Below are 26,658 nucleotides of genomic sequence, written 5' to 3' on the forward strand. Positions count from 1 at the left end.
AAAAGCTTGTTGCGAAAGTTTCGCAGCAAGTTTTTATTTGATCCAGTCAAATTCTAAACTAGGATCAGCGTTTAAAGTCAGATCAGCTCGTTCTCCTGCTTGAAAAGCAACATGTGCAGCTGCACCGATCATTGCAGCATTATCACCGCATAAACTTAACGGTGCTTTCAATAAAGTAACTGTCGGATGATATTTTTCCATGGCATCACCTAATGCTGTCCGCAATCCTGTATTAGCTGCAACACCACCGGCTAATATTAATTGCTTCACTGGATACTGTCGCAAAGCATGCATTGTTTTAGCAACCAAAACATCAATTACACTTTGCTGGAAACTGGCTGCTAAATCAGCCTGATTTAACTGCTGCTGAACTTGGTCAGCATGATGCATTGTATTAATGAAAGCACTTTTTAATCCACTGAAACTAAAATCAAAATTATCATCTTTTAGCATTGCTCGCGGAAATTTGAATGTGTCATGACCTTGATGAGCCAGTTCGTCGATCTTCCTGCCAGCCGGATAATCGATTCCCAAAACACGACCAACTTTGTCGTAAGCTTCCCCGGCTGCATCATCTCGCGTTTCACCAATAATTTGATAACTATTAGGTTCCTTTAAATAAACCAATTCTGTATGACCGCCAGAAACTAATAATGCTAACGCAGGAAACTTAATTTCTCCAGCAAATCGGGCTGCATAAATATGTCCGGCCATGTGATTTACTGGAACCAATGGCAGATCGTGAGCAAAAGCTACAGTCTTGGCTGCTGTCACTCCCACCAATAACGCGCCAACCAGCCCCGGTCCATATGTTACCGCAACAGCATTCAAATCCTGATAATCAACCTTAGCTCGCTCCAGCGCATCAGCCAAGCAGATCGTAACTTGTTCAATATGATGACGGCTGGCCACTTCTGGAACCACTCCGCCGAAACGCCGCTGACTATTAATTTGCGTTGCAATTACATTAGACAAAATTTTATTTCCATTTTCAATAACGGCCACACTGGTTTCATCACAACTTGATTCAAAAGCCAGTATTAATTCGCGATTTGTTTTATTCATTTATTTTCGATTCCTTTTTTAACATATACTGCATATTAATTGCGTCTTCAAGATTTGATTGATAATATTCCTTAGTTAACCCCAAACAAACAAAACCAAAATTTGTATATAGCTGCTGTGCCGATTTATTACTCAAGCGAACTTCTAGTGAAATTGTCTGGAAATTTCGCTGTTGAGCAATTTTTCTGACTACTTTTAATAAAAAAGTTGCTAACCCCTGGTGCTGAAAATTATTGGCTACCGCTAAACTGGTAATATGAATGTCTGATTGTTTAGTATCAAAATCTGTTCCAATAAAAGCTACTAATTGATCATTGAAACGCAATAATAAATACAATTTTTCTTGAGTGTTTTTCAGTTCATCAGCAAATACTTTCCGGTTCCAAGCAGTTTCTTGCGGGAAGACCTGTTGACGTAGTTTTACCAACTCGGGAATGTCGGTAATCAGAGCCCGACATAATAAATAAGAATGTCCTTCTAATTCAACCAAGTGGTTATTAAAAACTGGAACTGAATTTCGTGACTGTGGGTTACGTAACCAATTGAATAATAATTTAAAATTTTTCCACAAGCGGTTCATTTAACTTCTCCTGATGATGGGCTAGCCAATATTTTTCTGCTTGAGTTACCCGTAAATAACGTGGCACAAAACTATGAATTTCAACCGGTGCAGCCGTTCGACCTAATAAACCCAACTGATAGGCTTGGGGATAATCAAAAACTCCGGTTGCCAAAGTTATTTTGTTAGTTAATTCAGCTTGCAACTGTTGATTAAATTGTTGGGCGTCATGACCGACCAAAATAACTTTAGGAAACTTTTGTAATTTCGCTGTTAATTCAGCCAACGTTAAATGCTGATCCGGCAGCAAATTGATTAATTGCTGTTTTTTCTGCTGATAAATACCAGCAAAAACACACTGTCGGCGAGCATCAAATAAAGGAACGATCACCGTGTTTTGATTTTCTGGTTGTAGTGGCGCTGCTAAAACAGCTAAACTTGAAATTCCGACTAATTCTTTTTTTAAAACAAATGCCAATGTCTTGGCTGCTGTAACCCCAATTCGAAGCCCTGTATAAGAGCCCGGCCCCTGAGCAACTACTATCCGATCAAGCTGATCCGGTTGCAAATCGACTCGCTGAAGTAAGTCAGCAATTAAAGGCAACAGCATTGTACTATGATCTTTTTGATGATAATTAAAAGTTGTCGTTGCTAATAACTGGTTATCTTGGAGCACCGCTACACTTAACGGCTGATTAGATGTATCAATTGCTAAAATAATCATTGTATTTATCTCTTAACCTCACTCTTCTGTGAATTATCTTATCACACTTTTTAAAGCCGCAAGCTTAAATTTTAATGTTTTAATCATAAAAAAACTGGGATGAAATCACCCCAGTTTTTTAATATTATTAAATTCGCCGTTTTAAACTTATTAATGTTCGATTACTGCTGATAATTTTTAAAACCAGAAACTGAATTGGCAGCATTAATAGTTCCTTAAAAGCTCGCATCCAAAAGATTGCGTTAAACGAAGTATGATACAGTAAGCAAACCCACCAAGTATTCAAAACTGCATCAACCAAAAATAAATTGAGCAAAATTGCCGCTAAAAGCCGCCAATTCGTTATTTCTTTTTGGTAAAAAAACAATCCATAGATAAATGCGCCCAAAAAAGCTGAGATGGTAAAACCAAAAAAATAACTTCCCTGCCCACCGTTTAACAGTAAGGCACTTACGATATCGGCTAATCCAGCAGCGACTCCAGCCAAAATTGGCCCAAACCAAGCTGCCATCAAAAAGGTTACCGCAAAAGTAAAACTAATTCGAACCGACCAAATACCGAAAGACAGAAATTTGGCAACTACCAAATTCAGTGCAATTAGCAAACCTAACAATGCGATTTTTCGCGTTGTTAAATGTGATACAAAAATATTCATTTAAGACATCTCCCAGATTGGAGCTGCCACAATTAAATTGCGGCGAATGCGAAAATAAAACCGCAGGAAATCCTTTCGTCTGAAAGACACATTCCGTCCTTTCAGCACTTAACGCTTCATTTTCTACCCCGAAATTTGTATTTTTAATACTTCGCCATTATAGCACACTTTCGCTTAAAGTACTTAAAAGTTGTAGATTTGCTGTAAATTACACTATTTTATCCCAGAGACATTGAGCACGGCAGCTCTCCTGCTGTCCAACAGAAACTTGATGATGAGTTATTAACATCCCCGAATCAGCTGCTGTAATTGGCTCGTCTACCTTACTAGTCACAAGTTCACCGTAATGCACTTCACGCTTGTAACGAATATTCATCTGCTTTAATTGATGAGTAATCAAAAAATCCTCTGGTAAGGAATCAACAATCCAGTCAAAATAATGAACATTATTAACATGTTGATTGGCATCAATATCCATAAAACGAACTCGATAATCTTTACTTTGAGCAGTCTTAGCTGCATCAAATTTTTCCGGTTCTGCAATCCGTTCAACTTTGGCTGTGTAATCAGAACCATAGGGAGCTACCAGTTCATCCGGAACTTTGGTAATTTTTCGTTTTTGCTGATCCATTAGTATAAAAATACTATGCATTTTAGCTAATGTATGTCCAGCCAGATCCTCCAACCAAAAATCCCGATAACAAAAGTAATGATTATACGCAGTTGCTTGTGTCTTAATCACAACCTGTTCTTTTAATCGTGGTAAACGCTCAATAGTCAGTAAATGTTGTGTAACAACCCAGCCTAAATCTTGGGCATGAATTTTCTGTGATGTTATCCCCAAGGCATCGCTTTGATCTTGAGAAGCCAGCATCAAAATATTAACCAGCATCCCCGGCGTTACTTGGCGTGTTCGATCTGTTTCATAAAATAAAATTTGATGTTTCTCTGAAAAAATATCTGCAGTCACATGCTCACTCCCTAATCTTTCTTCAAATGATGAAAAGCATTATAAACAACTTGTTTTTTTAGTTGATGTTGTTTAGCAACTTGTTTAATTGCCTCATTAGCACGACAATTGCCACTAGTAATCAATTCTTTAACCTGCGTCTCTAATTCATCAGCACTAGCTGCTTGCTGCTTAACTGCCACAGCCGGTTTACCAGCAATAATTAAGCAAAACTCACCGCGCACTGTCTGTTCTTGACTCCAGGCTAAAGCTTGCGCTAATGTTCCTCTTAAAAATTCTTCAAACTTTTTGGTCAACTCGCGGCCTAACACAATTTGTCGATCTTCACCTAAAAGGTTATTTAACTCCTGCAACGTTTTTTTTAAATGATGTGGTGACTCATAGAGAATAAAAGTAACCTGCTGTTGAGCTAAAAAAGCCGTCTGCTGCTGGCGTAATTTTTTCTGTCGAGTTAAGAAACCGAAAAATAAAAATGGCTGCGGAACTAAACCAGATGCGATTAGGGCCGTTAACCCAGCATTAGGACCAGGCAAAGGAATTACTGGAATTCTTTTAGCAATTGCGGCAACTACCAACTCATGTCCTGGATCACTAATTGAAGGCATACCGGCATCACTGACTTGAGCAATTTTCTTTCCTGCTTGTAATTTTGCCAACAACTGCGGAATTCGTTCCTGAGTATTATGTTCATGAAAACTCAGCTGCGATGTTTTAATATCAAAATAATTTAATAGTTTCTGTGTATTTCGCGTATCTTCTGCTGCAATTAAATCAACTTTTTTCAAGACTTCAACCGCTCGAAAAGTCATATCACCCAAATTACCAATTGGTGTGGGTACTAAATAAAGCGCTCCGGTTTCAGCTGGCTGCTGATAACTGCTGATTGCCGCTAATCCCATTATTTCCGCTCCCCATAAATAATATTCTGGCAAAAAACACAAGGCTCATCATTTAATCGCCGGGTACCATACATATTGTCAACGTTGCACACATGAAAACCTTGTTCATAAAGTTTTTCCAAGTTTTTTCTTGATTTTGATAAGCCACCATTTTCACTGCTTTTATGCTGCTCTAATTCTTGAAGATGATCACGTAAATGCTGATTTTCAATTTCCAATTCAGCATTGCGCTCAATCACCTCCATTAAGGATTTTTGAATTTCACTAAGTTCTGCTACAGATTTGTGGGCATGCAGTTCAAGTTCTGCAAACTTATCATACAGAGTCCGATCATCCAAGTGTTCCACCTCGATTGCTTATTACCTATCATAACATTTAAGCAACTGTAAAGTTAATGCTTCCAATGCATTTTGAAAATTAATATTGGCCTGTCTTAGCCGTGTCTGATTCAATAATAGTTCAATTGCTGCCAGTTGCTGTTTAAACGCCGTTTGAGTTAACTTAGGCGCTAATTGTTCTTCATATTTCGCAAAATAATGCAATTTACCATTAACCATAGAATTTATAATGTCTTTTGCCAGTAATTCTAACAACTCCAACAATAATTGGTGATCTTTTTTTTCGGTCAGTAAAGGCATAATTTGTGCTTGAATATCAACCATGCTTAACCAATCATTATTCAAAATTTTCAAATACCACTCTGCCAATTTATCGCTTAATTGATAAACTAATCCATTTTGATCCAATTGTTGTGCTATTTGCAAATCAACAGTCAATCCGGCTAGTAAATCAGCTTTGCCGCTCGGAATTTGAGCTTGACTAAATACTTGACTGCGCTGCTGCTCACTGGGAATCACCATCTTTAGCAATTGACAGCGCGAAATAATAGTCGGCAATAATTGACTAATATTTTGAGCCAGTAGAAAGAATGTCATTTGACCACTGGGTTCCTCGATAAATTTTAACAAACTATTAGCCGCACTGATCGTTAATTTTTCAGCTGCTTCCAAGATAATAACTTTGCGCCGACCTTCAACTCCGCTTTTAGAAAACTCAGATTTTAAAAATCTAGTTTGCTCCACTTTAACACTGTTTCCGTCGGGCACAACGTCAATTACATCTGGATGATTCCCAGTTAAAATCCGCTGGCATTCTTCGCACTTTCCACAAGGAGCTCCCGAAGCAGCTGGCTGCAAACAAAATAATCCCGCAGCTACCCATAAAGCTAGACTGCGTTTGCCACTGCCAGCTGGTCCTGCCAATAAATAAGCATGTACCAGCTGTTGTTGCTGCAATAAATCAGCAAAATAATTTGTTAGAAAAGGCTGCTGCTTAGTTATTTCAAATATTTTTTCTGCCATGATCTATTTAACTAAAACTGATGAAAAGCGTCAATTGGCAATACAAAAACAGTTGCTCCGCCAACTTGAACTTCGATCGGATAAGCTGCCGAAGAATCCATTGATGCATCAAGATTTACTGGCGGTGTCATAAACTGCTTTCGCGTTCGCGAAGAATCCTTGATTAGTTCCAGAATTTCTTCTACTCGCTGATCCTCTACCCCAATCATAAAAGTCGTATTGCCTGATTTTAAAAAGCCACCGGTAGTCGAAAGTTTAGTCGCTCTGACATCAGCTTGAATAAAAAGATTACTTAAACGATTGCTATCTTTATCCTGAACTATTGCAATGATTAATTTCATTTTTTTCCCTCCAATTAGGCTGCTTAAGCTTTAAACAAAAGCGGCAGCCGGCTTTGTAATAACTCAAGTGTTTGTCTGCTTACTTCGGTTAATTCTGCTGTAGCATCAATTGTTACAAAACGCTTCGGAAAATCAGTAGCCAATCTTAAATAAGATTTGCGTACTCGTTGATAGAAATCCTTTGATTCTTGATCCAAACGATTAATCTGATTTGAGCGGTGAAGATTGATTCGTTTCAACCCAACAGTCGGCGGGACATCAAAATAAACTGTCAAATCCGGCTGCAAACCATCAGTTGCAAACTCGTTCAAGCGTGCAATTTCAGTTTCACCTAATTGTCGACCGGCCCCTTGATAAGCAATGGAGCTGTCAACATAACGATCACATAAAACAAACTTTCCAACTGTCAAAGCTGGCAATACCGTTTCAACCAAATGCTGCCGCCGAGCTGCTGCATATAGTAATGCTTCTGTTCGAGCATCCATTTTCAAAGAACCCGCCCCCAGCAACAACCGCCGGATCTGCTCGGCAATTTGATTTCCACCCGGTTCACGAGTTAATAAATAATTTGCTGATGTTTTTTGCTGCAAATAATTTTCCAGCCTGTTTAAGACACTTGTTTTACCAGAACCATCTAATCCTTCAAATGTGACGAACTTTCCCTTCAAGCCTTCAACCTCTTTTTCAATCTAGATACTTTTATTTTACTTTACTCTGCTTAGCCTGTCTATTTACAAGGCAGCTCATTAAAAATTCAAGAACACCGCTATTATATACTTTACCAACATTAATTGCTCTATCATCTTAGACACTTGGGAAATAATTTTCCCATAATATTAATGCTGTGTATAAAAAATAGCCCTAGCAGGCTATAAGAAAGTCATGAAATTTTTACACTCAATTACTACTAAAACTGATGGTCGCAAAAATCTACTTGATATCACTAAATAATTTAAGCGAACTTGGTAAAACTAGAACTAGTCATGCTCAATCATTGAAGGCCGGAAGTGTGCCTTTACATGTCGGCGACGAGCTTCCAAATACAAAAAAGTATATTTTGCCCCTGCTAAATCCACCTCGGCACTTAGTTCATCGTCTTCTTCGCGCATTGCTTGGCGTGTCTGTTTTGCTTTTTCCCAGTTGTCAGCCGCTTCTTCGATCGCTGCTAACAAATATTCATCATATTCATGTCGTAAATTATGCTTTGCATGTCCAAACATTTATTTCGCCTTCCTGTTTCAGATTTCTTGACGACCTTCAATTGCTTTGAACAGTGTCATCTCATCTGCATATTCAATATCACTGCCAACCGCTAGTCCATGGGCTAAGCGGGTAACCTTGATTCCAGCCGGTTTAAGCAGTCGTGCCAAATACATTGCTGTTGCTTCACCTTCTGGAGTTGCATTAGTCGCCACAATAATTTCTTTAATTTGATCATGACTTTGCAGCCGCTTAACCAATGAAGTAATATTTAAATCATCGGGACCCTTACCTTCCATGGGTGAAAGCACTCCATGCAAAACATGATAAAGTCCATGATACTCTCGCATCTTTTCAAGCGACATCACGTCTTTAGCCTGCTCCACCACAATAATCTTAGTTTGATCACGGCTGCGATCCCTACAAATCTGACAAGGATCGGTTTCTGTAATGTTTCCGCAAATGCTGCAATAATGCAGCTGCCGCTTGGCATCCCGTAAAGCTGCCGCGAATTGATCAACATCTTCTTGCTGCATATCAATTGTAAAGAAAGCTAAACGGGTGGCAGTTTTTTCACCGATTCCCGGTAGCCGCAAATAACTGTCGATCAATTTAGCGATCGGTTCTGGATACTGCATCTGAGTTTTCCTTTCTAAAATTAAAATTTAGGCAGATTATTAGTATACTTTCCCATGGTCTGCTGAGTAGCAGTATCAATTGTTTTCATAGCATCATTAACAGCCATAATAATTAAATCCTGCAACATTTCAATATCATCCGGATCAACTGCTGCCGGTTTAATTTTGATATCCTGAAGTTCTTTTTTCCCGTTAAACTTAACCGTCACCAGTTCTTCACTGGCTTTACCGATAAATTCACGTTCCTCCAGAGCAGTCTGATCTTTTTTCATCTGCTTTTGCATTTTCTGCATTTGTTTCATCATGCCTTGCATGTTTCCCATCCCACGCATCATTTAAATCATCCTTTCAAACTTCAATCATCTTTTATTTCAATTAAATCTTTGGCTGCGGTTCCCCAGATTTTCTGAGCTGTTGCCAGATTATTATCCGATGGTGCCGAAGTTTTAGCCGCTGCTGCCTTGGAGTTATTTTCTGTTTTATGTGCCAGCAGATATTTCTTTCTAATTTGCGGCCATTGTGCTTGCGGTAAAAATACCAGCTTCAAATCTTTCCCCAGTAACTTAGCTAGATCATTCAGCAAAGCTGTTTGCAACTGCTGATCTTGGGCTGCTTTTTCAAATAAAAAATCATATTGAAAACTGACTACAGCCGCTGTTGAGCTAGCAGCAACCGGCTGACTGACATTCATAACTGCCCGTTGTGTTACTGCCAGCATATTCAAAAGATCCTGCCAAACATCTTTAATCTCCTCTAGGTTAGCACGTGATGCCTCGGCTAAAACGCTATAAATCTGATTTAAATCCGGTTTGATCTTAAGTTTTGGTCTCGTGGAAGGCTTACTTCCAGCTGCCGGTGACTTTGTTGCCGCCAGTCCTTTATCAGCAACTTGACCTTGCTGTAGCTGGTTTAATTGCTGTTGCAACTTGGCTACTTGCGCCTGCAGCTCCGTCAACTGTTTATCTGGAACAACTGCTGCAGTTGCTTTGTTTGTCGAAGACTTAATTTGACATAACTTAATTGTTGCCACATCCAAGTATACATCTTGATGAGTAGCAAAGCGCATTGCTTGCTGCTGCTGGCTTAAGATATCCAATGCTTGATAAAGTGTTTCTGCCGATACCTTAGCAGCTAATTCAATTAATTGCTGTGATGCAGTTGATTTTTCAACTTGCGCCAGCAATAACTCACGACAATAATCAATCAGCCCTTCAAATAACTGATTAGGATCCTTCCCAGCAGCTAACAACTGCTGCAATTGTTGAAAAGCCAGAGCTGTTTCTTGTGAAAAAACAGCCGTTAAATAAGCTGCCAATTGTTCTTGCGAAACGCTGCCGGTCACTAAAAGTGCATTTTTAAGGGTTACTTCATTATGCCCAAAGGATAAAACCTGATCTAGCATACTTAAAGCATCTCGCATCCCACCGGCAGCAGCTTTGGCAATCGTCTTCAAAGCTGCTGGATCAAAAGTTAATTTTTCCTGTTTTAAAATATACTCCATTCGCTCGATCAAGTCATGGTCACTGATCCGGCGAAAATCAAATCGCTGTGTGCGGGAAATGATCGTTGCTGGAATTTTATGCGGTTCAGTTGTCGCTAAAATAAAAACAACATTTGCCGGTGGCTCTTCCAATGTTTTCAACAAGGCATTAAATGCTCCCGCCGATAACATGTGCACTTCATCAATAATATAAACTTTAAAATCAGCTTGTGTTGGTGCATATTTGACTTTTTCACGAATATCGCGAACTTCATCAACACTATTATTGGATGCCGCATCAATTTCGATTACGTCATTTAAACGTCCTTGAGTAATCGCTTGGCAGATCTCACATTGATTGCATGGCTCACCGGCTTGTTGATGGCGACAGTTAATCGCTTTGGCAAAAATTTTGGCCGCTGATGTTTTACCCGTGCCTCGTGGTCCGGTAAACAAATAGGCATGACTGGTCTGCTTGGCAGCAATCGCATTTTTTAATGTCTGCGTAATTAATTGCTGTCCAACCAAATCTGCAAATTTTTGCGGTCGCCAAACGCGGTAAAGTGCTCGATACCCCATCTTCAAAAGCACTCCTTTTCACTTAAAAAAAACTCTCGATCGCAATTTAGATCGAGAGGCAACTTTCCAATTAACTTGGAACACATGCTGTAATCCGCTTAGTGCTGCTTCCTTCCGGATCTGACACGCTTCACAGACACCTCATTGTCCCAAGGCCTTAACGGCAGTTTCTATTGTACATGATAATCAGAAAAATTTCCAGCCTGATATTATTTTTTTCTTTGCTGCTGACGAATTTTTCGAAAAAAACTTTTAAGCCGAAAAGCACAATCAGTTTGTAAGATTCCAGCTGTAACTTGTGCTTGGTGATTAAAGCGAGAATCCTCCAGCAAATTCAGCAAAGTACCAGCTGTGCCAGCTTTGGGATCAGGAGCACCATAATAAACCTCAGCAATCCGAGAATTAATAATTGCACCGCTGCACATTGGACAAGGTTCCAATGTAACAAATAATTGAGCACCCTCTAAGCGCCAACTCTTTAAATAGGCGTTAGCTTCTTGAATTGCTAAAATTTCAGCGTGTAAAGTGGCGTCTTGACTATGTTCCCGTAAATTATGCCCACGACCAATAATTTTATTCTGCCAAACGATGACACACCCGATCGGAACTTCACCGATTGCGGCTGCTTGATCGGCTTCAAACAAAGCTTCACGCATGTAATATTCTTGATCCTGTTTAATCATGCAGATTCATCATTCCTTTGTTTGCAGCTTTGTAAAATAAAATAGCCTTTATCACGAGCGATCACTTGGCAGTTGCCAAAAACTTCTTGTAATTTTTTTTGAGCTGAAGGTGCTCCCTGTTTTTTTTGAATCACTGCCAACAGCTGACCTCCGACTTGCAAATGTTCCTTAGCTTGCGCCAAAATGCGATGAACAACTTTTTTACCAGCGCGAATTGGAGGATTGGTAATTATTAACTGATAATCGGTTGCCGTAACTTGAGTATAAGCATCAGAATTCCAAATTTTTACATTGCTTAGTTGATTCAAGTCAGCATTTTTTTGTGCTAATTCTAATGCCAGTTGATTAATATCTACCATATCGACACTGACGGTAGAAAATTTTTTTGCCAAGGTTAAACCAATTGCCCCATACCCACAACCAACATCTAAAATTTTTGCTTGAGTTGAAAAAGAAATTTTTGCAGTAGCTGTCAATAAAGCTCTTGAACCGTAATCAATGCGGTTTTTAGAAAAAACACCATTGTCAGTAATAAAATTTAATTGTTCACCCAATAATTCAACTGTTCTTTGCTTTTCGTGATGAACAACTTCTGGATTTTGCGAAAAATAATAATTTGTCATGGAATACCTCATTTAATTATTTAGCAGGCAGTTTTTGCCTATAGTTTCCCTTAATACTATATATCGTCAAAGCTATTTACATTACACAATATATAGTATTGCGTACTTGATATTTTTGGTGAATGCTGTATACTAAGCATACAATATCTTAACAAGAGGTGCCAATTATGAGTTTAGCAATTTATACCAAAAATAACTGTATCCAATGCAAAATGACCAAGAAGTTCTTAACAGAACATCAAATTTCATTTGAGGAACATAACGTTAATCAAGAACCAAAGTACATTGATTATCTAAAGGAAAAAGGTTTCCGCAGTGTTCCAGTGATTGAAAAAAATAGCAATCCAATTATTAACGGTTTTCGGCCAGACCTGTTAAAAAATTTATTGGCACAATAATAGTTTATTTTAGCACAAGTTTCTTCTCAAGGAGTTTCGTTGATTTTAAATCAGCGAAACTTTTGCTAGTTTTAATCCCGAAAATACAAGAAAGTGGTGCAGAAAATGGGTCTTAAACAAATTGATGTTGATCAAGTCAGCTACTATGATCTGAACAATGAAATCAATATCCCGGTTGCCGGCCAAATTCCTTTAAACAAGGATCGTGAAGCCTTAGCAGCCTTTTTAAGGGAAAACGTAACACCAAACTTATTAACCTTTCCATCGTTGAAAGAAAAATTCAATTATTTGATTGAAAATGATTATTTGGAGTCTGAATTTATTGAAAAATATGATTTTTCATTCATTGAAAAACTCTATGATTTTTTGAAAAAGGCTGATTTTCATTTCAAAACGTTTATGGCAGCTTATAAGTTCTATGCTCAATATGCTTTGAAAACTAATGATGGCAATCATTACTTAGAAACTTTTATCGACCGCGCAGCAGCTAATGCACTTTATTTTGCTGATGGTAATGAACAATTAGCACTTCAATTAGCCGATGAGATTATTCACCAACGATATCAGCCGGCTACCCCCAGCTTTTTGAACGCCGGTCGCAAACGGCGTGGCGAATTAGTTTCGTGCTTTTTAATCCAAATAACCGATGATATGAATTCGATCGGTCGCGGGATTAATTCCGCCCTACAGTTGTCACGAATCGGCGGCGGTGTCGGAATAACACTGAGCAATCTTCGAGCAGCCGGTGCCCCGATTAAAAACATTCAAAATGCTGCTTCCGGTGTAGTCCCGGTAATGAAACTTTTAGAAGACAGTTTTTCTTACTCCAATCAGCTGGGACAGCGTCAAGGAGCTGGAGTTGTTTACCTGAATGTTTTTCATCCTGACATTATCAATTTTTTAGCAGCTAAACGTGAAAACGCCGATGAAAAAGTTCGCATCAAAACGCTTTCGCTTGGTGTAATTGTTCCTGATAAATTTTATGAACTAGCTCGCAAAGATGCAGACATGTATTTATTCGATCCTTGGGGTGTTGAACGTGAATATGGGGTTCCTTTTTCCTATGTTGATATTACCAAAGAATATGATAAGTTAGTGGCTAATCCTAATATTCCCAAGAAAAAAATCAAAGCTCGCGATTTGGAAACCGAAATCAGTAAACTTCAGCAAGAATCTGGTTATCCTTATGTAATCAACATTGATACGGCTAATCGAGCAAATCCGGTTGCGGGTAAAATAATTATGAGCAACCTTTGTTCAGAAATTCTGCAAGTTCAACAGCCTTCTAAAATTAACGATCAACAAAACTATGATGTTTTAGGAACTGATATCAGCTGTAATCTTGGTTCAACTAACATTGTTAATTTGATGGCAGCTCCTGATTTTGGACAATCAGTTGAAACAATGGTCCGAGCTTTGACTTTTGTTACTGATCATTCAAATATCGATGTTGTTCCGTCAATTCAAAAGGGCAACCACCTAGCACATACTATCGGCTTAGGCGCAATGGGGCTGCATGCTTTTCTAGCTAAGAACAAGATTCACTATGGTTCTCCGGCAGCAATTGATTTTACCAGCGTTTATTTTATGTTACTAAACTATTGGACTTTAAAAGCTTCCAATCAAATTGCTCGTGAACGCCAGGAAACTTTTGCTAATTTTGATCAAAGCAGTTACGCTGACGGCAGTTATTTTGATAAATATCTGCAACATGATTTTGGACCGCAAACTAAACGAACCAAAGAGTTGTTTGCCGGAATCTTTATTCCGACTGCAGCCGATTGGGCTGAACTAAAAGCAGCTGTGATGCGAGATGGCTTGTACCATCAAAATCGGCTTGCTGTTGCTCCGAATGGTTCAATTTCATATATCAATGATACAACTGCCAGCCTGCATCCAATTATCAACCGGATCGAAGAACGGCAAGAAAGAAAAATTGGCAAAATTTATTATCCAGCACCGTATCTTTCTAATGATACTTTGCCATACTATCAGTCCGCTTACGATACTGATATGCGCAAGGTAATTGACACTTATGCTGCTGCACAGCAACATGTCGATCAGGGAATGAGTTTGACTTTATTCATGCGCTCTACTATTCCAACTGGGCTTTATGAATGGAAAAAAGGTCGAACAGACAAAATGACGACACGTGATCTAAGTATTTTGCGGAATTATGCGCATGCTAAGGGAATCAAATCTGTTTATTATATACGAACATTTACTGACGACCAAACTGAAGTTGGTGCTAATGAATGCGAAAGCTGTGTCATTTAAGTAAGGAGCAAAAACATGACGGAAGATTTTTATCGCGCAATTAATTGGAATGAACTAGAAGATCAAATAGATAAAGCTACTTGGGAAAAATTGACAGAACAATTCTGGCTGGACACCCGAATTCCTTTATCAAATGATCTAGCCGATTGGCGAAAAATGTCAGCTGAAGACAAACTTGTTATTGAACATGTTTTTGGCGGATTAACATTATTAGATACTTTGCAATCACAAGATGGAATGGCTTCATTAATGCATGATATTCGAACTCAGCATGAACGGGCTGTTTTAAATAATATTCAATTTATGGAATCAGTCCATGCTAAGAGTTACTCATCAATTTTTTCGACTTTAAATACCCCTAAAGAAATCGAAGAAATATTTGCCTGGACACACAGTAATAAATATCTACAGTACAAGGCTAAAAAAATCGACGAGATTTATTTAGATGGTTCGGTCTTGCAAAAAAAAGTAGCTTCAGTTCTATTGGAAACTTTCTTATTTTATTCAGGTTTTTATACTCCACTTTATTGGTTGGGACACAATAAACTAGCCAATGTCGGTGAAATTATTAAATTAATCTTACGGGATGAATCAGTCCATGGCACTTATATCGGTTATAAGTTTCAACTAGGCTTTAACGAGTTGAGTGCAGAAAAACAAGAAGAATTAAAATCATGGATTTACGATACGCTTTATGACCTGTATGGCAATGAAGAACATTATACCCATGAATTATACGATCAGGTTGGTTGGAGTGAAAAGGTATTGGTATTTTTACGTTACAATGCTAATAAGGCTTTGATGAATTTGGGATTAGATCCCCTCTTCCCAGATACAGCTGATGACGTTGATCCAGTTGTTATGAACGGTATCTCAACTTCAACTGCCAACCATGACTTCTTCTCACAAGTCGGTAATGGTTATCTACTAGGTGATGTTGAACCGATGACTGACAACGATTATTTAATCGGCAATCAATCCGAAGCAAAGAAACAATAACCAGTCCGTTTTAAGCAAAAAGGCAATTTTCAGAAACTATCTGAAAGTTGCCTTTTTTAATTGCAATAATTACCAATTTTTCACCATTTAATGCTGCTTATCAGCCGGATTGACATTTAACCAACGACTTAAAGCTGCCGGAAGTGGCACTGTCGGTCGTTTAACAATCTGTTGATGACGATTAATCACACTCGTTAATTGCAGCATAGTAACCAAGATTGAACTGCGTCGACGATATGCTGTATACTTTGATCGCCAATCAGTTACGTACTTATTTTTATACGAGCGTAATCCCTGAAAGCCATAGAAATGCGAACCATACTCATATAACAAATGAGCTGCTTTTTCTTCCAAAAAACTATACTTAGAATAACCAACATTAGCCAATGGGGCCATCCCTAAGTTAAAGTAATGATATCCTTTAGCTTGGCCATATTCAAATAATTTGATAAAAATCATATCCATTGCACCATCTGCAATTTCTTTGCCATAACGCATCAAATCAACAGACAGGATTTCCTGATTAACCGGCATTAAATTAGCAAAGGCTACTATGGTTTCTTTACTATCCTGGACAACTGCAATTGGAGCTCGCTGCAAATAATCTTCATCGAAAAATCCCATTGAAAATCCTTTTTCCAATTGTCCAGCTAACCACTCATCTGAAATATTATGCAATTGTTTTAATTGTGCTGCTGAAAAAGGTGGCTGCAAAATTTCAAAGGTATAACCATTACGCGCCAATTTGTTCATTAAAGCCCGCTGTCCCCGTTGCTTTTTACCGCTCAAAGTGAAATTGGTAATATCAACTAAACCTTCCTCACCCATTTTAATAAAATCAAAACCCAATTCATGTAACAACAATGTTAATTCTGAATTAATCTCATAAAATACTAATTGACAATTTTCCAAATCAGCTAAGCGCAATAATTGACTAACCGCTTCATTTAAATATTTTCGATTTCCGACCGGTTCACCCATAACAATTAACTTGTTTGCCTTGTGACGATACATCAAAAAGAGTTGATCTTCACCTTCAGCTTGATAAAAAAACAGACACTTATCTTTAAGATAAGCTAAATGACTAGTTTCATTACCACCAAATTTTTCAATAACTTTCTTTGCTCGATCCAAGTTGGGGAGTTCATCAATTGAACTCATTCCAAAGTTTGACAAATAATTAAACGTCAACCACAAAATTCCGGCAGCTAACAATAACCCGATAAAGCCAGAAAACCAGGTCCGCTCTGAAGGAAAGATTAAAATTGCCGGGATATGATGATGCAAAATATAATGCGGTGAATTAATTGCTCCGATAATTGCATATAAAATTGCAATTATTGCAAAAAAACTACCATCCAAAAATAATTTTTCACTTGAATAAACAAATCTTTGCCGATAAAGCTCTTTACGCGAAAAAATAACCAGAATCAAAACCAAACTTAGGAATGTCAACACACCCCAAGAAAAGCCATAACGAACTGTATCAATCATCCCTAATATCAAAAAGATAATCGTTGGCCAATAAGCCCGCTTAATCCTTGCTTCGATTCCCCGTGCTAAGCCAAACAGCATAAAGCCACATAAAACACTGGTTAATTGACTAACAAAGAAAAGTGTATAAGGATAAAATCTGATTAAAATATTATTGTTGAAAGCAAAATTAGGTACCATTGCATCCAGTAAAATTAAGATACCAGAACTATAAAGCAACAACGTCAAGATTCCATGAGCTGCTTTGTGCATAATTGAGCTTGGTAATCCGTCTAAATACTCGTTGATTTTGCTTCCCAAAGAATGAATAAAAAAGATTACCCCTAAGGTAAATGGCAAAATATAGTAAAAAATACGATAAAATAACAACCAAACTGCGGTCGTGGCGCTAGGCACTCCCAATGTTTCAAGTCCAATCAGCATAAAAACATCAAATGAACCTAGTCCGCCAGGAACTAAAGAGATGATGCCTAAAATCGAAGAAGCAATGTATAACATAAAGACTTCAGGCAGCTTTTGGTTCACTCCCAATAACCAACCAATTAACACAAAAAACAAACTAACTGACAACCACTCCATAGCTGAACCAGCGATCAACAAAGTTTCTTGTTTGGTATTTAAATCACGAAATACGCCATGATTTTTTTTCAAAGTAAATATCAGTACCAGTGGAAAATACAATCCGCCACCAACCAACCAGATCAGGTATTGCGAAAATCCGGTCTTGATCAAACCGCAACCGATTGCAAATAAAGCCAGCCAACAGCACAAAGATAAACCTGATAACAAGAAAATTGCAATTTTAGAAAGTGCCGCAATAATCTGGCTCTTAGTTGCTTTTTTGCTGTAAAAATTAGCTCGCAAAGTTGCTCCAATTAAGCCACCAAATCCCAACAAATTAGTAAAAGTATTTGTGATCCAACCGCTTTTTAAAAGATACTTCCATGAAAACTTACCTGGAACAAAGCTGACCATCACTACATCATAGATTAACATTGGTGTAACCGCTAAAAAACCGACAACTAACATAATACCAATTGACACTGGATTAGTTGTCATTAAATCATGAGAAATTTCAGTCCATGACATTTGTTTGGCAATTCGACCAAATTCAAAAAAAACAAAAATCAAAACCGATAAGACGAAAATTAATTTAAAAATCAACATTCGTTTTTCTACCCAATTAACTATTTTTTTAATTTCATTCACTGTTTAAAACCGCCTTGTTTATTCCTTGTCTTTTATTATCCACAATCTTAAACAAATCAGCAATCTTTTCACATAAATTTAATAAAAGTCTTGAAAAAAAAAGAACCAACAATAAAATGTCGGTTCCGTAAAGTTACACTTTTAAAAACAAATTGACTATTTAAGAGTTACAACTCCGCCAACTGCTTCAAGTTTAGCTTTAATATCTTCAGCTTCATCCTTAGAAGCACCTTCTTTAACGATTGAAGGTACATTATCAACTAAGCCCTTTGAATCCTTCAAGCCAAGTCCAGTAATCTCACGAATTACTTTAATTGCCTTGATCTTCTGATCGCCTGATTCAGTTAATTCAACATCAAATGAATCTTTTTCAGCTTCAGCAGCGCCAGCACCGGCACCAGCTGCTGCAACAGGAGCTGCTGCAGATACACCGAATTCATCTTCAATAGCTTTTACTAAGTCGTTTAATTCAAGAATGCTGGCTTCTTTCAAATCAGCAATGATTTTATCTTTATCTAATGCCATTTTTGTTTCCTCCATTTTGGTTAATCTATGTTGTTAAAAATAATTAAAATTAAGCAGCGTCTTCGTCGTTTTTACTATCAGCAACAGCTTTAACTGCATAAGCAAAGTTGCGAACTGGTGCCTGCAATACTGAAAGCAACATTGACAACATACCTTCGCGGTTTGGCAGTTTGGAAATAGCTTCGACTTGTTCCAACGAAGCAACTTTGCCTTCGATAATACCACCTTTAATTTCAAGGGCGTCAATATCTTTAGCAAATTTTGCTAAAATTCTAGCTGGTGCAACAACGTCGTCATTTGAAAATGCCACTGCGGTCGGGCCAGAAAAAGTATCATCAAGACCTTCGTAACCAGCCTTATCAGCTGCGCGTTTCAAATAAGTATTCTTAATAACACGCAATTCCACGCCAGCATCACGTAATTCCTTACGTAATTCAGTTACTTCTTCAACTGTAACTCCACGATAATTAACTACGACACAAGAAGTAGCATTATTAAATTTTTCAGTAACTTCATCAACAATCGCTGCTTTCTTAGCAATAATTTCTTTACTCATGAATTTCACCTCCTATTATTAAAAATAATCGGTCTGACTTTCCCATATAAAAATCCCTATGCCTACCTAGACACAGAGACTATTTTCCCAAGTAAATAATTAATTATTACTCCTCGGCAGGTACTGGATTAAGGCTTGCGCCACCTGAGTCTTAGGTAGAGTCATAAAAAAATTGACCTTAACAAGGATATCATATAACCAAGCCAAAGTCAATCATCATTCAAATTAATAATTTTTAAAGTGCATTACTATCAAGTGTAACACTTGGTCCAAAGGTTGAAGCAAGTGAAACATGCTTGATATATTGTCCCTTAACTGAAGCTGGACGTGATTTAGCAATAATGCTTTGAATAGCATTAAAGTTAGCAGTTAAGTCGTCAACACTGAAAGATACCTTACCCAGTGGAACATGTACATTACCAGCTTTATCCGTCCGATAAGTAACCTTACCAGCTTTGGATTCACTAACAGCTTTAGTAACGTCCATTGTAACTGTGCCAGTCTTCGGGTTAGGCATCAAGCCTTTCGGTCCTAATACACGACCCAAACGGCCTACTTTAGCCATCATATCAGGTGTTGCAATTGCAACATCAAAATCAAGCCAGCCATCTTGAATGCGTTGAACTAAATCGTCATCACCAACTACATCAGCACCAGCTTCGGTTGCTTCCTTAGCTTTAGCACCTCTAGCGAAGACAACAACTTTTTGTTCTTTGCCGGTACCGCTTGGCATAACAACCGCGCCACGTAACTGCTGATCTGCTTGTTTTGTATCCAAGTTCAGATTATACGCAACTTCTACAGTAGCATCAAAATTAGCAAAATCAATTTTCTTTACTAATTCCAGAGCTTCTGCAACATTATATAATTTACCTTCCTCGACCTGTTTAACAGCTTCGAGATATTTCTTACCTTTTTTAGCCATTGGTTTATTTCCTCCTTGCAATTGTGGTGTAACGGATATACCTCCCACTTGACGCAGCTGCTTTCACAGCGCGTCCGACTGAGAAGCAGGACCGTAGAAAACTAATCTTCTACAACAAAGCCCATGCTTCGTGCAGTACCTTCAACCATGCGCATTGCAGCTTCAACATCTGCAGCGTTTAGATCTTGCATTTTTGTTTCTGCGATTTCCTTAACCTGATCTTTGGTTACTTTTGCAACCTTCTTGGTATTCGGTTCGCCAGAACCATGTTCAACACCAGCAGCTTTTTTCAATAAAACTGCAGCTGGTGGAGTTTTGGTTACAAAATCAAATGACCGATCTTCATAAACACTAATTACAACTGGAATAATCATCCCTGCTTGATCAGCAGTCCGTGCATTAAATTCCTTAGTGAATCCCATAATATTGATTCCAGCTTGTCCTAAAGCTGGTCCAACTGGGGGAGCTGGTGTCGCTTTACCAGCAGGAATCTGTAACTTAACAACGTTAACAACTTTTTTAGCCACGGTACATACCTCCTTAAAGTCCGTGCGTGGTACGGATGGCTATTTATATTTAGCCTCCCACATGCATGTAAAACATACTTAAATAGTATATCATCTAATTAAAATAAATACAACACTAAGCTAATTTATCAACCTGATCATAATTCAATTCAGTCGCTGTTTCTCGACCAAACATATCAATATTAACTCGTAATTTCATTTTTTCTTGATCGATTTCAATTACTTTGCCAACTAATCCAGCAAAAGCACCTTCAACAATTGTCACTGATTCTCCAACTGAAATATCAAAATCAACATGGCGTGAGCTCATACCCAATCGACGTAAAATCAACTCAACTTCTTCGTCAAGTAATGGTGCCGGCTTACTCCCAGCTCCATGTGAACCAACAAAACCAGTTACTCCTGGAGTATTCCGGGCAACATACCACGATTGATCACTCATTACCATTTCGACTAAAACATAACCAGGAAAAGTTTTTTTACTTTCAACTTTATCTTTCCCAGTCTTAGTTGTTTCATGTTCTTCTTCTTCCGGAACAACTACACGAAAAATATAATCTTTCATACCCATCGATTGAGCTCGAGATTCTAAGTTTGCTTTTACTTTATTTTCATAACCAGAATAAGTATGCAGTACATACCATCTTTTTTCCAATGTTTCTGCCATTTTCAGACCTCCTTAAGAGTAAAATAAAAAAACCTCGCATAAACGAAGTTTCTCTGCTATTGATAGTATAGCATAAACTTAACCAGATTTTTAACTTTAAATCTACTAAATCAAAAAATTAATTGCCCATTGAACTGCAAAATCAACGATTGCAAAAAAAACTGCAAACAAAATCGAAGTCATAATGACAGTTGAAGTATCACTTAATGCTTCTTTTCTAGTTGGCCAAGTCGTTTCCTTCATTGCCTTAATTACACTTCTGCAAAATTTCAACTTTAGTTCCTCCTCGGATTAGTAAACTGCCGTTGTCACAACTTATTAGTAAACATATCTTTTATACTGAAATAACAACTTTTAATCAATAATATAGTTAGCATGATTTCAACTAACGGGTTTCTTGATGAAGTGTATGCCGGTTACAGTGTTTACAGAACTTTTTTACCTGCAAACGTTCAACCCGATTGGGATTAGCAGTAATCGTGTAATTACGCGACCCGCATTCCGAACACGCTAACGCCATTTTCTTTTGTGCCATAATAATTCTCCTTAATATTAACCAGTGCAACTTTAGCATGTCAACAAAACAATTGTCAATTTTTAAAATCTTTTTTTTCTAATTGCTGTCGTAGGGCATCCAATTTTTGCAACTGTTGTTTATTCCATGGTACCCGCCGAACACTGGCCTCATCCTGATACTTTCGTGATTGACTTCTAACTTCTTGATCAGCCCGTTTAATGTCACGTTCAAGCTCCCAAGCCGGAATTCGCATAGCTCCTTGTGAGAAAATCGTCCATTGTTCCGCTTGATCACTAGTCGCAACCGTTACTAATGTCAGTGGCGATTGCAATTGCTTAGTCAATGCTTCAATATAAGAATCTGCCGTTTGTTCTTCAGCCGTCCAAACTACTTCTAAACCCGTCTGCTGATAATTTTGAGCAAGTCCCGGAACATACATTGCATCAAAGACAACGATAATATGATAATTTCGCTGTCGCCGATAGTTCGCCAAAATATGCAACAACTGATCGCGCGCATCCTCCAACCGGTCAGCTTGCTTTAATTTATTCAATTTAGGCCAATTACCGATCATATTATATGCATCGACAATCAAAATGTTACGTTTCATTTTAATTTCCTCTCGAAGTAAATCCCTGATAAATTAATAAGCCGGCAGCTACACTTGCATTGAGACTTTGGACATGACCAATCATTGGAATTGTCAATAGCTGATCACACTGTGCTTTTAACAAAGGCGAAATTCCCTTACCTTCATTACCAATGATCAAAGCTACTGCTCCTTGGGCATTCCACTTGCGATAATCCTGACCAGTCATATCAGTTCCAAATACCCAAAAATTTTCTTTTTTCAGTTGTTTAACAGTCTGAACTAAATTATTAACACGTGCAACCGGAACATGTTCAATTGCACCAGTTGAAGTTTTAGCAACTGTTGCTGTCAATTGAACTGCATGTCGTTGCGGAATAATAATTCCCGTAACTCCTGCCGCATCAGCCGTCCGCATAATCGACCCCAGATTATGTGGATCTTCAATATTATCTAAAATCAGCAAAAAAGGAGCCGTTTCTTGCTGTGCAGATCGTTTTAGTATTTCTGACAAAGTTGCATATTGATAAGCCGCTATAGTCAACAAAACTCCTTGATGATTCTGGTGTTTTGTCAATTCATCCAAACGATTTTTAGGAACGCGTGAAATAATTATTTTCTTTTGTTTGGCCAGCTTTTCGATTTTAGCTGCAAAGCTTGGCTGAATACCTTTTTGTAAAAAGATTTTATTAATCGGCCGTTCTCCTTCAAGAGCTTCTAAAACCGGGTGTCGACCGCTAATAAACTCTGTCTTGTTGTCCTGTTCATCATTTGGTTTTTGTTTCATGTTGTTTCCTTTCGACTTGTTCAATACACCATTCAGCCAGTTCTTGTAGACGCTCATTTTGTCCACTCAAATATAAATACCCAAAGACAGCCTCAAACCCAGTTGAAATACGATAAGTCATCACATCAGTATTTTTGGCTGTAGTATGACTTTTAGCATTCCGACCGCGCTTGAAAAACTGCAACTCTTCTTCAGTTAGCTGGTCAGCTGCCTGCATTTCTTCAATCAACCATGCTTGAGCCTTAGCCGACACAAAATGAGTTGCTCGATGATGAAGTTTATTTGGCTTAGTTAAACCGCTGTTTAATAAATGGGCTCGGACAAAAACTTCATAAGCCGCATCCCCCATATAAGCTAAAGCAATGCCATTTAAATCAGCAATCTTCTCATTCATTTGTAAATTTCCACCTTGTCCCCTGCGGAGTATCCTCTAACAAAACTCCCTGTGCTTTTAACTGATCACGAATTGCATCACTTTTGGCAAAATCATGTGCTTTTCGAGCTTGATTTCTTTGTGTAATCAATTGTTCGATTTGCTCCGTTAAATCAGTTTTAGTCTGTGCAGCTGTCAAATTAATTCCTAAAACTGCACATAGTTCAACTAATGCTTGCTGTAATTGCAATAGATCCTGTTGTCCAACCTCGGCTGCAGTAACATAAATATTAAGCTGCTTGGTCAATTCATAAATCGCCATTACTGCATTTTGCACATTAAAATCATCATCCATTGCTGCAATAAATTTTTCCTTTTGTTGCGTTATTAATTGCCGGCAAGCAGCTGACACTGGTTGATCAGTTGCGGTTTTCAGACGATAAGTCGCATTTCGAAATGCCGTTTTCAATTTCAGCAAATTAGCAGCAGCTTCCTTTAAATTTGCCTGACTATAGCGAATTGGTCGCCGATATTGTGTTGTCGCCATAAAGAAACGCAGAACTTGCGGATCATTTTCTTTCAATAAGTCATGTACTGTAACAAAATTTCCCAGCGACTTGCTCATTTTAGCATCGTCTTCGCCAATTGTCACAAAACCATTATGCAACCAATAATTAGCAAATTTTTTGCCGGTTTTAGCTTCGCTTTGTGCTATTTCATTTTCATGATGAGGAAACTCCAGATCTTGTCCGCCGGCGTGAATATCAATTGTTTCGCCTAAAAATTTGGTTGCCATTACTGAACATTCAATATGCCAACCTGGTCGACCCTTTCCCCAAGGTGCCGTCCAAAAAATCTCATCTGGTTTAGCTGCTTTCCATAAAGCAAAATCCAATGGATCCTCTTTCTTGGCTTCATCAGCAGCATCCAATCGTTCACTTGCACCTAATTCCAATTCATCAACCGATTGCCCTGAAAGCTGCCCATAATTTTTAAAACGGCGGGCCCGATAATAAACATCACCTGCTGCTTGATAAGCATATCCCTTATCAAGTAATACTTGGATGAAATCAATAATGTCGGGCATTGTTTCTGTTACCCGTGGATTTAAAGTAGCTCGTTTTATATTTAAAGCATCAGTGTCTTGATAAAAAGCTGCAATATATTTATCTGCCAATTGTTGCGGTGTCAGATGTTGCTCCTTGCTGGCACGAATAATTTTATCATCTACATCGGTAAAATTTGAAACATAATCAACTTGAAATCCGCGAAACTCAAAATAACGTCGAATTGTGTCAAACGCGACCGCACTTCGAGCATTGCCAATATGAATATAATTATAAACAGTTGGTCCACAGACATACATCTTAATAACTCCTGGAACCTGCGGCTTAAACTTTTCTTTTCGTTTAGTTAATGTATTATACAATTGAAGCAATTAAATCGCCTCCTTTTTAAATTTTACCATATAATTAAAGGGCCGGGACAAATGCTTTGCTCCGAACCCTTTTTAATCGTTACTGAATTTCTGCTACTTGAAATTCTTCATTTCAGCTAAAGTCTGCTCCAAATGAGCTAATGCTTTTTTGCGGCCTAATAATTCAACTGAAGCTGCTAATTCAGGTCCATGCGATTTACGTGTCGTGCCAATTCTAATTGGCATATACAACTTACGTCCTCGAACTCCGATTTCAGCTTGAATGTCATAAATAACATTTTGAATTTCTCCAGCATCAAACAACGGCATCGTTTTAACTTTTTCAATGAATTTTTGCAATACTAACGCAGCATTTTCATCCTGCAATTCAGCTTTAGCAGCTTCATCTAAAACAGGCGGATCAAGGAAAAAGATACTTGATAAATCAACGATTTCTCCCATATAAGACATCTGCTGCTTAAACAAGTCCGTCAAAGCCCGAGCCCACGCAACCGTCTTAGAATCCGGATCAGCCGGCAATCTTTTAGCCTTGATCAATTGTTTAATTGATTCATTGGCAATTCGATCCATCCGCGCATTTTTAACGTATTGGTTATTGACCCACTCTAGTTTCTTACCATCAAATGATGCTGGTGAGCGACTTAAACGTTTAGGATCAAACATTTTAATCAACTGTTTGCGAGTGAAAATTTCTTTTTCACCAACCGGCGACCAGCCCAGCAATGTAATGAAGTTAAACATGGCATCTGGCAAATAGCCCAATTCCCGATATTGCTCAATGAACTGCAAAACGCTCTCATCGCGTTTAGACAATTTTTTGCCTGTCTTCGTGTTAATAATCAACGTCATATGACCAAAAACAGGTGGCTCCCAACCAAAAGCCTCGTACACAACTAACTGCTTTGGTGTATTAGCGATATGATCATCCCCACGTAAAACATGTGTGATCTGCATCATATGATCATCAACCACAACAGCAAAATTATAAGTCGGCATCCCATCACGCTTTTGAATAACAAAGTCACCACCGATTGTATCTGATTCAAAACTGATCGGTCCCTTGACAATATCATCAAATTCATATGTTCGGTTCTCAGGAACTCGAATACGAACAACCGGCTTTAAACCAGCAGCACGGCTCGCTGCTTGTTTTTCTTTAATTTCTTCGGCTGACATGCCTTGATATTCATAAACATAATGCGGAGCGACTCCTTGCGCACGTTGTTCCTCACGCTGCTTAGTCAGTTCTTCCTCAGTCACAAATGATTCATATGCTTTACCACTATCCAATAATTGCTTAATTAATGGCTTGTAAATCGAAAGTCTCTCTGACTGACGATATGGCCCGAATTCACCGGGTTTATCTGGACCTTCATCCCAATCCATTCCTAACCATTTTAAATTGTCCAGCTGACTTTTTTCACCGTCAGCAATATTCCTTTTTAAGTCAGTATCCTCAATTCGGATTACAAACGTACCGCCATTGTGACGGGCAAATAAATAATTGAACAATGCAGTCCGGGCATTGCCAATATGCAAATGACCGGTCGGACTCGGAGCATAACGTACACGAATCTTTTTATCTGCCAATGTTTAGCGC

At 38.2% G+C, this 26,658-nt stretch carries 32 protein-coding genes, 1 other RNA gene, 1 riboswitch and 1 other annotated feature; of the genes, 3 read left to right on the forward strand and 30 right to left on the reverse strand.

Going from position 1 to position 26,658, the window contains the following annotated elements; genetic code table 11:
- Positions 1 to 33: 33 nt before the first annotated feature.
- From tsaD to FC89_RS05330, 17 genes are all read right to left on the reverse strand, one after another.
- A complete protein-coding gene (gene tsaD, locus FC89_RS05255) occupies positions 34 to 1,065 on the reverse strand; it encodes a tRNA (adenosine(37)-N6)-threonylcarbamoyltransferase complex transferase subunit TsaD (protein ID WP_057871493.1) in 1,032 nt (343 codons plus the stop codon).
- Complete coding sequence (rimI, locus tag FC89_RS05260; RefSeq protein WP_057871494.1) at positions 1,058 to 1,645, reverse strand: ribosomal protein S18-alanine N-acetyltransferase; 588 nt, start codon at positions 1,643 to 1,645, stop codon at positions 1,058 to 1,060. The genes tsaD and rimI overlap by 8 nt, the downstream gene beginning before the upstream one ends.
- Complete coding sequence (gene tsaB / locus FC89_RS05265; RefSeq protein ID WP_057871495.1) at positions 1,620 to 2,348, reverse strand: tRNA (adenosine(37)-N6)-threonylcarbamoyltransferase complex dimerization subunit type 1 TsaB; 729 nt, start codon at positions 2,346 to 2,348, stop codon at positions 1,620 to 1,622. The genes rimI and tsaB overlap by 26 nt, the downstream gene beginning before the upstream one ends.
- A gap of 127 nt (positions 2,349 to 2,475) precedes the next feature.
- Positions 2,476 to 3,003, reverse strand: coding sequence for a folate family ECF transporter S component (locus tag FC89_RS05270; RefSeq protein WP_057871496.1), 528 nt, complete (start codon positions 3,001 to 3,003; stop codon positions 2,476 to 2,478).
- Positions 3,004 to 3,041: 38 nt separating this feature from the next.
- Positions 3,042 to 3,136: riboswitch (THF riboswitch) on the reverse strand.
- A gap of 75 nt (positions 3,137 to 3,211) precedes the next feature.
- Complete coding sequence (locus FC89_RS05275; RefSeq protein ID WP_057871497.1) at positions 3,212 to 3,973, reverse strand: acyl-[acyl-carrier-protein] thioesterase; 762 nt, start codon at positions 3,971 to 3,973, stop codon at positions 3,212 to 3,214.
- Positions 3,974 to 3,984: 11 nt separating this feature from the next.
- Positions 3,985 to 4,872: a 16S rRNA (cytidine(1402)-2'-O)-methyltransferase gene (gene rsmI, locus FC89_RS05280; protein ID WP_057871498.1), complete on the reverse strand. Its 888-nt coding sequence runs from the start codon at positions 4,870 to 4,872 to the stop codon at positions 3,985 to 3,987.
- A complete protein-coding gene (locus tag FC89_RS05285; RefSeq protein WP_057871499.1) occupies positions 4,872 to 5,210 on the reverse strand; it encodes a DNA replication initiation control protein YabA in 339 nt (112 codons plus the stop codon). Before FC89_RS05285 ends, rsmI begins: the two co-directional genes overlap by 1 nt.
- Positions 5,211 to 5,231: 21 nt before the next feature.
- Positions 5,232 to 6,233 (reverse strand): DNA polymerase III subunit delta', encoded by a 1,002-nt coding sequence (gene holB / locus FC89_RS05290; RefSeq protein ID WP_057871500.1) that lies wholly within the window; start codon positions 6,231 to 6,233, stop codon positions 5,232 to 5,234.
- Positions 6,234 to 6,244: 11 nt separating this feature from the next.
- Complete coding sequence (locus FC89_RS05295) at positions 6,245 to 6,574, reverse strand: cyclic-di-AMP receptor (RefSeq protein WP_057871501.1); 330 nt, start codon at positions 6,572 to 6,574, stop codon at positions 6,245 to 6,247.
- Between the two features lie 23 nt (positions 6,575 to 6,597).
- Positions 6,598 to 7,242, reverse strand: coding sequence for a dTMP kinase (gene tmk / locus FC89_RS05300; protein ID WP_057871502.1), 645 nt, complete (start codon positions 7,240 to 7,242; stop codon positions 6,598 to 6,600).
- Positions 7,243 to 7,551: 309 nt separating this feature from the next.
- A complete protein-coding gene (locus FC89_RS05305) occupies positions 7,552 to 7,794 on the reverse strand; it encodes a YaaL family protein (protein ID WP_057871503.1) in 243 nt (80 codons plus the stop codon).
- Between the two features lie 18 nt (positions 7,795 to 7,812).
- Positions 7,813 to 8,412: a recombination mediator RecR gene (gene recR / locus FC89_RS05310; protein WP_057871504.1), complete on the reverse strand. Its 600-nt coding sequence runs from the start codon at positions 8,410 to 8,412 to the stop codon at positions 7,813 to 7,815.
- Positions 8,413 to 8,432: 20 nt separating this feature from the next.
- A complete protein-coding gene (locus FC89_RS05315) occupies positions 8,433 to 8,744 on the reverse strand; it encodes a YbaB/EbfC family nucleoid-associated protein (protein ID WP_057871554.1) in 312 nt (103 codons plus the stop codon).
- Positions 8,745 to 8,767: 23 nt separating this feature from the next.
- A complete protein-coding gene (gene dnaX / locus FC89_RS05320; protein WP_057871505.1) occupies positions 8,768 to 10,471 on the reverse strand; it encodes a DNA polymerase III subunit gamma/tau in 1,704 nt (567 codons plus the stop codon).
- A gap of 69 nt (positions 10,472 to 10,540) precedes the next feature.
- Positions 10,541 to 10,627, reverse strand: an RNA gene (gene ffs / locus FC89_RS12375) — signal recognition particle sRNA small type.
- Positions 10,628 to 10,680: 53 nt separating this feature from the next.
- The gene (tadA, locus tag FC89_RS05325; RefSeq protein WP_057871506.1) at positions 10,681 to 11,154 is read right to left on the reverse strand and encodes a tRNA adenosine(34) deaminase TadA; all 474 of its coding nucleotides are present in this window, start codon (positions 11,152 to 11,154) and stop codon (positions 10,681 to 10,683) included.
- On the reverse strand, positions 11,151 to 11,777 hold the full coding sequence (locus tag FC89_RS05330) for a class I SAM-dependent methyltransferase (protein ID WP_057871507.1): 627 nt from the start codon (positions 11,775 to 11,777) through the stop codon (positions 11,151 to 11,153). Before FC89_RS05330 ends, tadA begins: the two co-directional genes overlap by 4 nt.
- A 167-nt stretch (positions 11,778 to 11,944) precedes the next feature.
- Between FC89_RS05330 and nrdH the strand changes: the two genes are divergently transcribed.
- From nrdH to nrdF, 3 genes are all read left to right on the forward strand, one after another.
- Positions 11,945 to 12,175, forward strand: coding sequence for a glutaredoxin-like protein NrdH (gene nrdH / locus FC89_RS05335; RefSeq protein ID WP_057871508.1), 231 nt, complete (start codon positions 11,945 to 11,947; stop codon positions 12,173 to 12,175).
- Positions 12,176 to 12,280: 105 nt separating this feature from the next.
- Positions 12,281 to 14,452, forward strand: coding sequence for a class 1b ribonucleoside-diphosphate reductase subunit alpha (gene nrdE / locus FC89_RS05340; RefSeq protein WP_057871509.1), 2,172 nt, complete (start codon positions 12,281 to 12,283; stop codon positions 14,450 to 14,452).
- A gap of 15 nt (positions 14,453 to 14,467) precedes the next feature.
- Positions 14,468 to 15,451 (forward strand): class 1b ribonucleoside-diphosphate reductase subunit beta, encoded by a 984-nt coding sequence (nrdF, locus tag FC89_RS05345; protein WP_057871510.1) that lies wholly within the window; start codon positions 14,468 to 14,470, stop codon positions 15,449 to 15,451.
- Between the two features lie 87 nt (positions 15,452 to 15,538).
- On the opposite strand, the gene mprF is transcribed toward nrdF, so the two are convergent.
- The 13 genes from mprF to gltX all read right to left on the reverse strand — a co-directional run bounded on the left by mprF (position 15,539) and on the right by gltX (position 26,648).
- On the reverse strand, positions 15,539 to 18,154 hold the full coding sequence (gene mprF / locus FC89_RS05350; RefSeq protein ID WP_235804383.1) for a bifunctional lysylphosphatidylglycerol flippase/synthetase MprF: 2,616 nt from the start codon (positions 18,152 to 18,154) through the stop codon (positions 15,539 to 15,541).
- A 156-nt stretch (positions 18,155 to 18,310) separates the two neighbouring features.
- Positions 18,311 to 18,679: a 50S ribosomal protein L7/L12 gene (rplL, locus tag FC89_RS05355; RefSeq protein ID WP_057871511.1), complete on the reverse strand. Its 369-nt coding sequence runs from the start codon at positions 18,677 to 18,679 to the stop codon at positions 18,311 to 18,313.
- A 49-nt stretch (positions 18,680 to 18,728) separates the two neighbouring features.
- Positions 18,729 to 19,235, reverse strand: coding sequence for a 50S ribosomal protein L10 (gene rplJ, locus FC89_RS05360; RefSeq protein ID WP_057871512.1), 507 nt, complete (start codon positions 19,233 to 19,235; stop codon positions 18,729 to 18,731).
- Between the two features lie 38 nt (positions 19,236 to 19,273).
- Positions 19,274 to 19,409, reverse strand: a sequence feature (ribosomal protein L10 leader region).
- Between the two features lie 61 nt (positions 19,410 to 19,470).
- Positions 19,471 to 20,160 (reverse strand): 50S ribosomal protein L1, encoded by a 690-nt coding sequence (rplA, locus tag FC89_RS05365; protein ID WP_057871513.1) that lies wholly within the window; start codon positions 20,158 to 20,160, stop codon positions 19,471 to 19,473.
- A gap of 101 nt (positions 20,161 to 20,261) precedes the next feature.
- Positions 20,262 to 20,687, reverse strand: coding sequence for a 50S ribosomal protein L11 (gene rplK / locus FC89_RS05370; RefSeq protein ID WP_057871514.1), 426 nt, complete (start codon positions 20,685 to 20,687; stop codon positions 20,262 to 20,264).
- A gap of 115 nt (positions 20,688 to 20,802) precedes the next feature.
- Positions 20,803 to 21,354 carry a transcription termination/antitermination protein NusG gene (nusG, locus tag FC89_RS05375; RefSeq protein ID WP_057871515.1) on the reverse strand — a complete coding sequence of 184 codons (552 nt, stop codon included), beginning with the start codon at positions 21,352 to 21,354 and terminating at the stop codon, positions 20,803 to 20,805.
- A gap of 105 nt (positions 21,355 to 21,459) precedes the next feature.
- Positions 21,460 to 21,627 (reverse strand): preprotein translocase subunit SecE, encoded by a 168-nt coding sequence (secE, locus tag FC89_RS05380; protein WP_057871516.1) that lies wholly within the window; start codon positions 21,625 to 21,627, stop codon positions 21,460 to 21,462.
- Positions 21,628 to 21,739: 112 nt separating this feature from the next.
- Positions 21,740 to 21,889 (reverse strand): 50S ribosomal protein L33, encoded by a 150-nt coding sequence (gene rpmG, locus FC89_RS12380; protein ID WP_057885098.1) that lies wholly within the window; start codon positions 21,887 to 21,889, stop codon positions 21,740 to 21,742.
- Between the two features lie 55 nt (positions 21,890 to 21,944).
- Positions 21,945 to 22,481, reverse strand: coding sequence for an NYN domain-containing protein (locus FC89_RS05385; protein ID WP_057871517.1), 537 nt, complete (start codon positions 22,479 to 22,481; stop codon positions 21,945 to 21,947).
- A gap of 1 nt (position 22,482) precedes the next feature.
- On the reverse strand, positions 22,483 to 23,247 hold the full coding sequence (gene rlmB / locus FC89_RS05390; RefSeq protein ID WP_057871518.1) for a 23S rRNA (guanosine(2251)-2'-O)-methyltransferase RlmB: 765 nt from the start codon (positions 23,245 to 23,247) through the stop codon (positions 22,483 to 22,485).
- Entirely contained in the window at positions 23,228 to 23,641 is a 414-nt protein-coding gene (locus tag FC89_RS05395) for a Mini-ribonuclease 3 (protein ID WP_057871519.1), read from the reverse strand. The genes rlmB and FC89_RS05395 overlap by 20 nt, the downstream gene beginning before the upstream one ends.
- Positions 23,634 to 25,058: a cysteine--tRNA ligase gene (gene cysS, locus FC89_RS05400; protein ID WP_057871520.1), complete on the reverse strand. Its 1,425-nt coding sequence runs from the start codon at positions 25,056 to 25,058 to the stop codon at positions 23,634 to 23,636. Before cysS ends, FC89_RS05395 begins: the two co-directional genes overlap by 8 nt.
- A gap of 93 nt (positions 25,059 to 25,151) precedes the next feature.
- Entirely contained in the window at positions 25,152 to 26,648 is a 1,497-nt protein-coding gene (gene gltX / locus FC89_RS05405; protein ID WP_057871521.1) for a glutamate--tRNA ligase, read from the reverse strand.
- Between the last annotated feature and the right edge of the window lie 10 nt (positions 26,649 to 26,658).

This window comes from Liquorilactobacillus ghanensis DSM 18630 (assembly GCF_001435235.1).
Taxonomy (GTDB): Bacteria; Bacillota; Bacilli; order Lactobacillales; family Lactobacillaceae; genus Liquorilactobacillus; species Liquorilactobacillus ghanensis.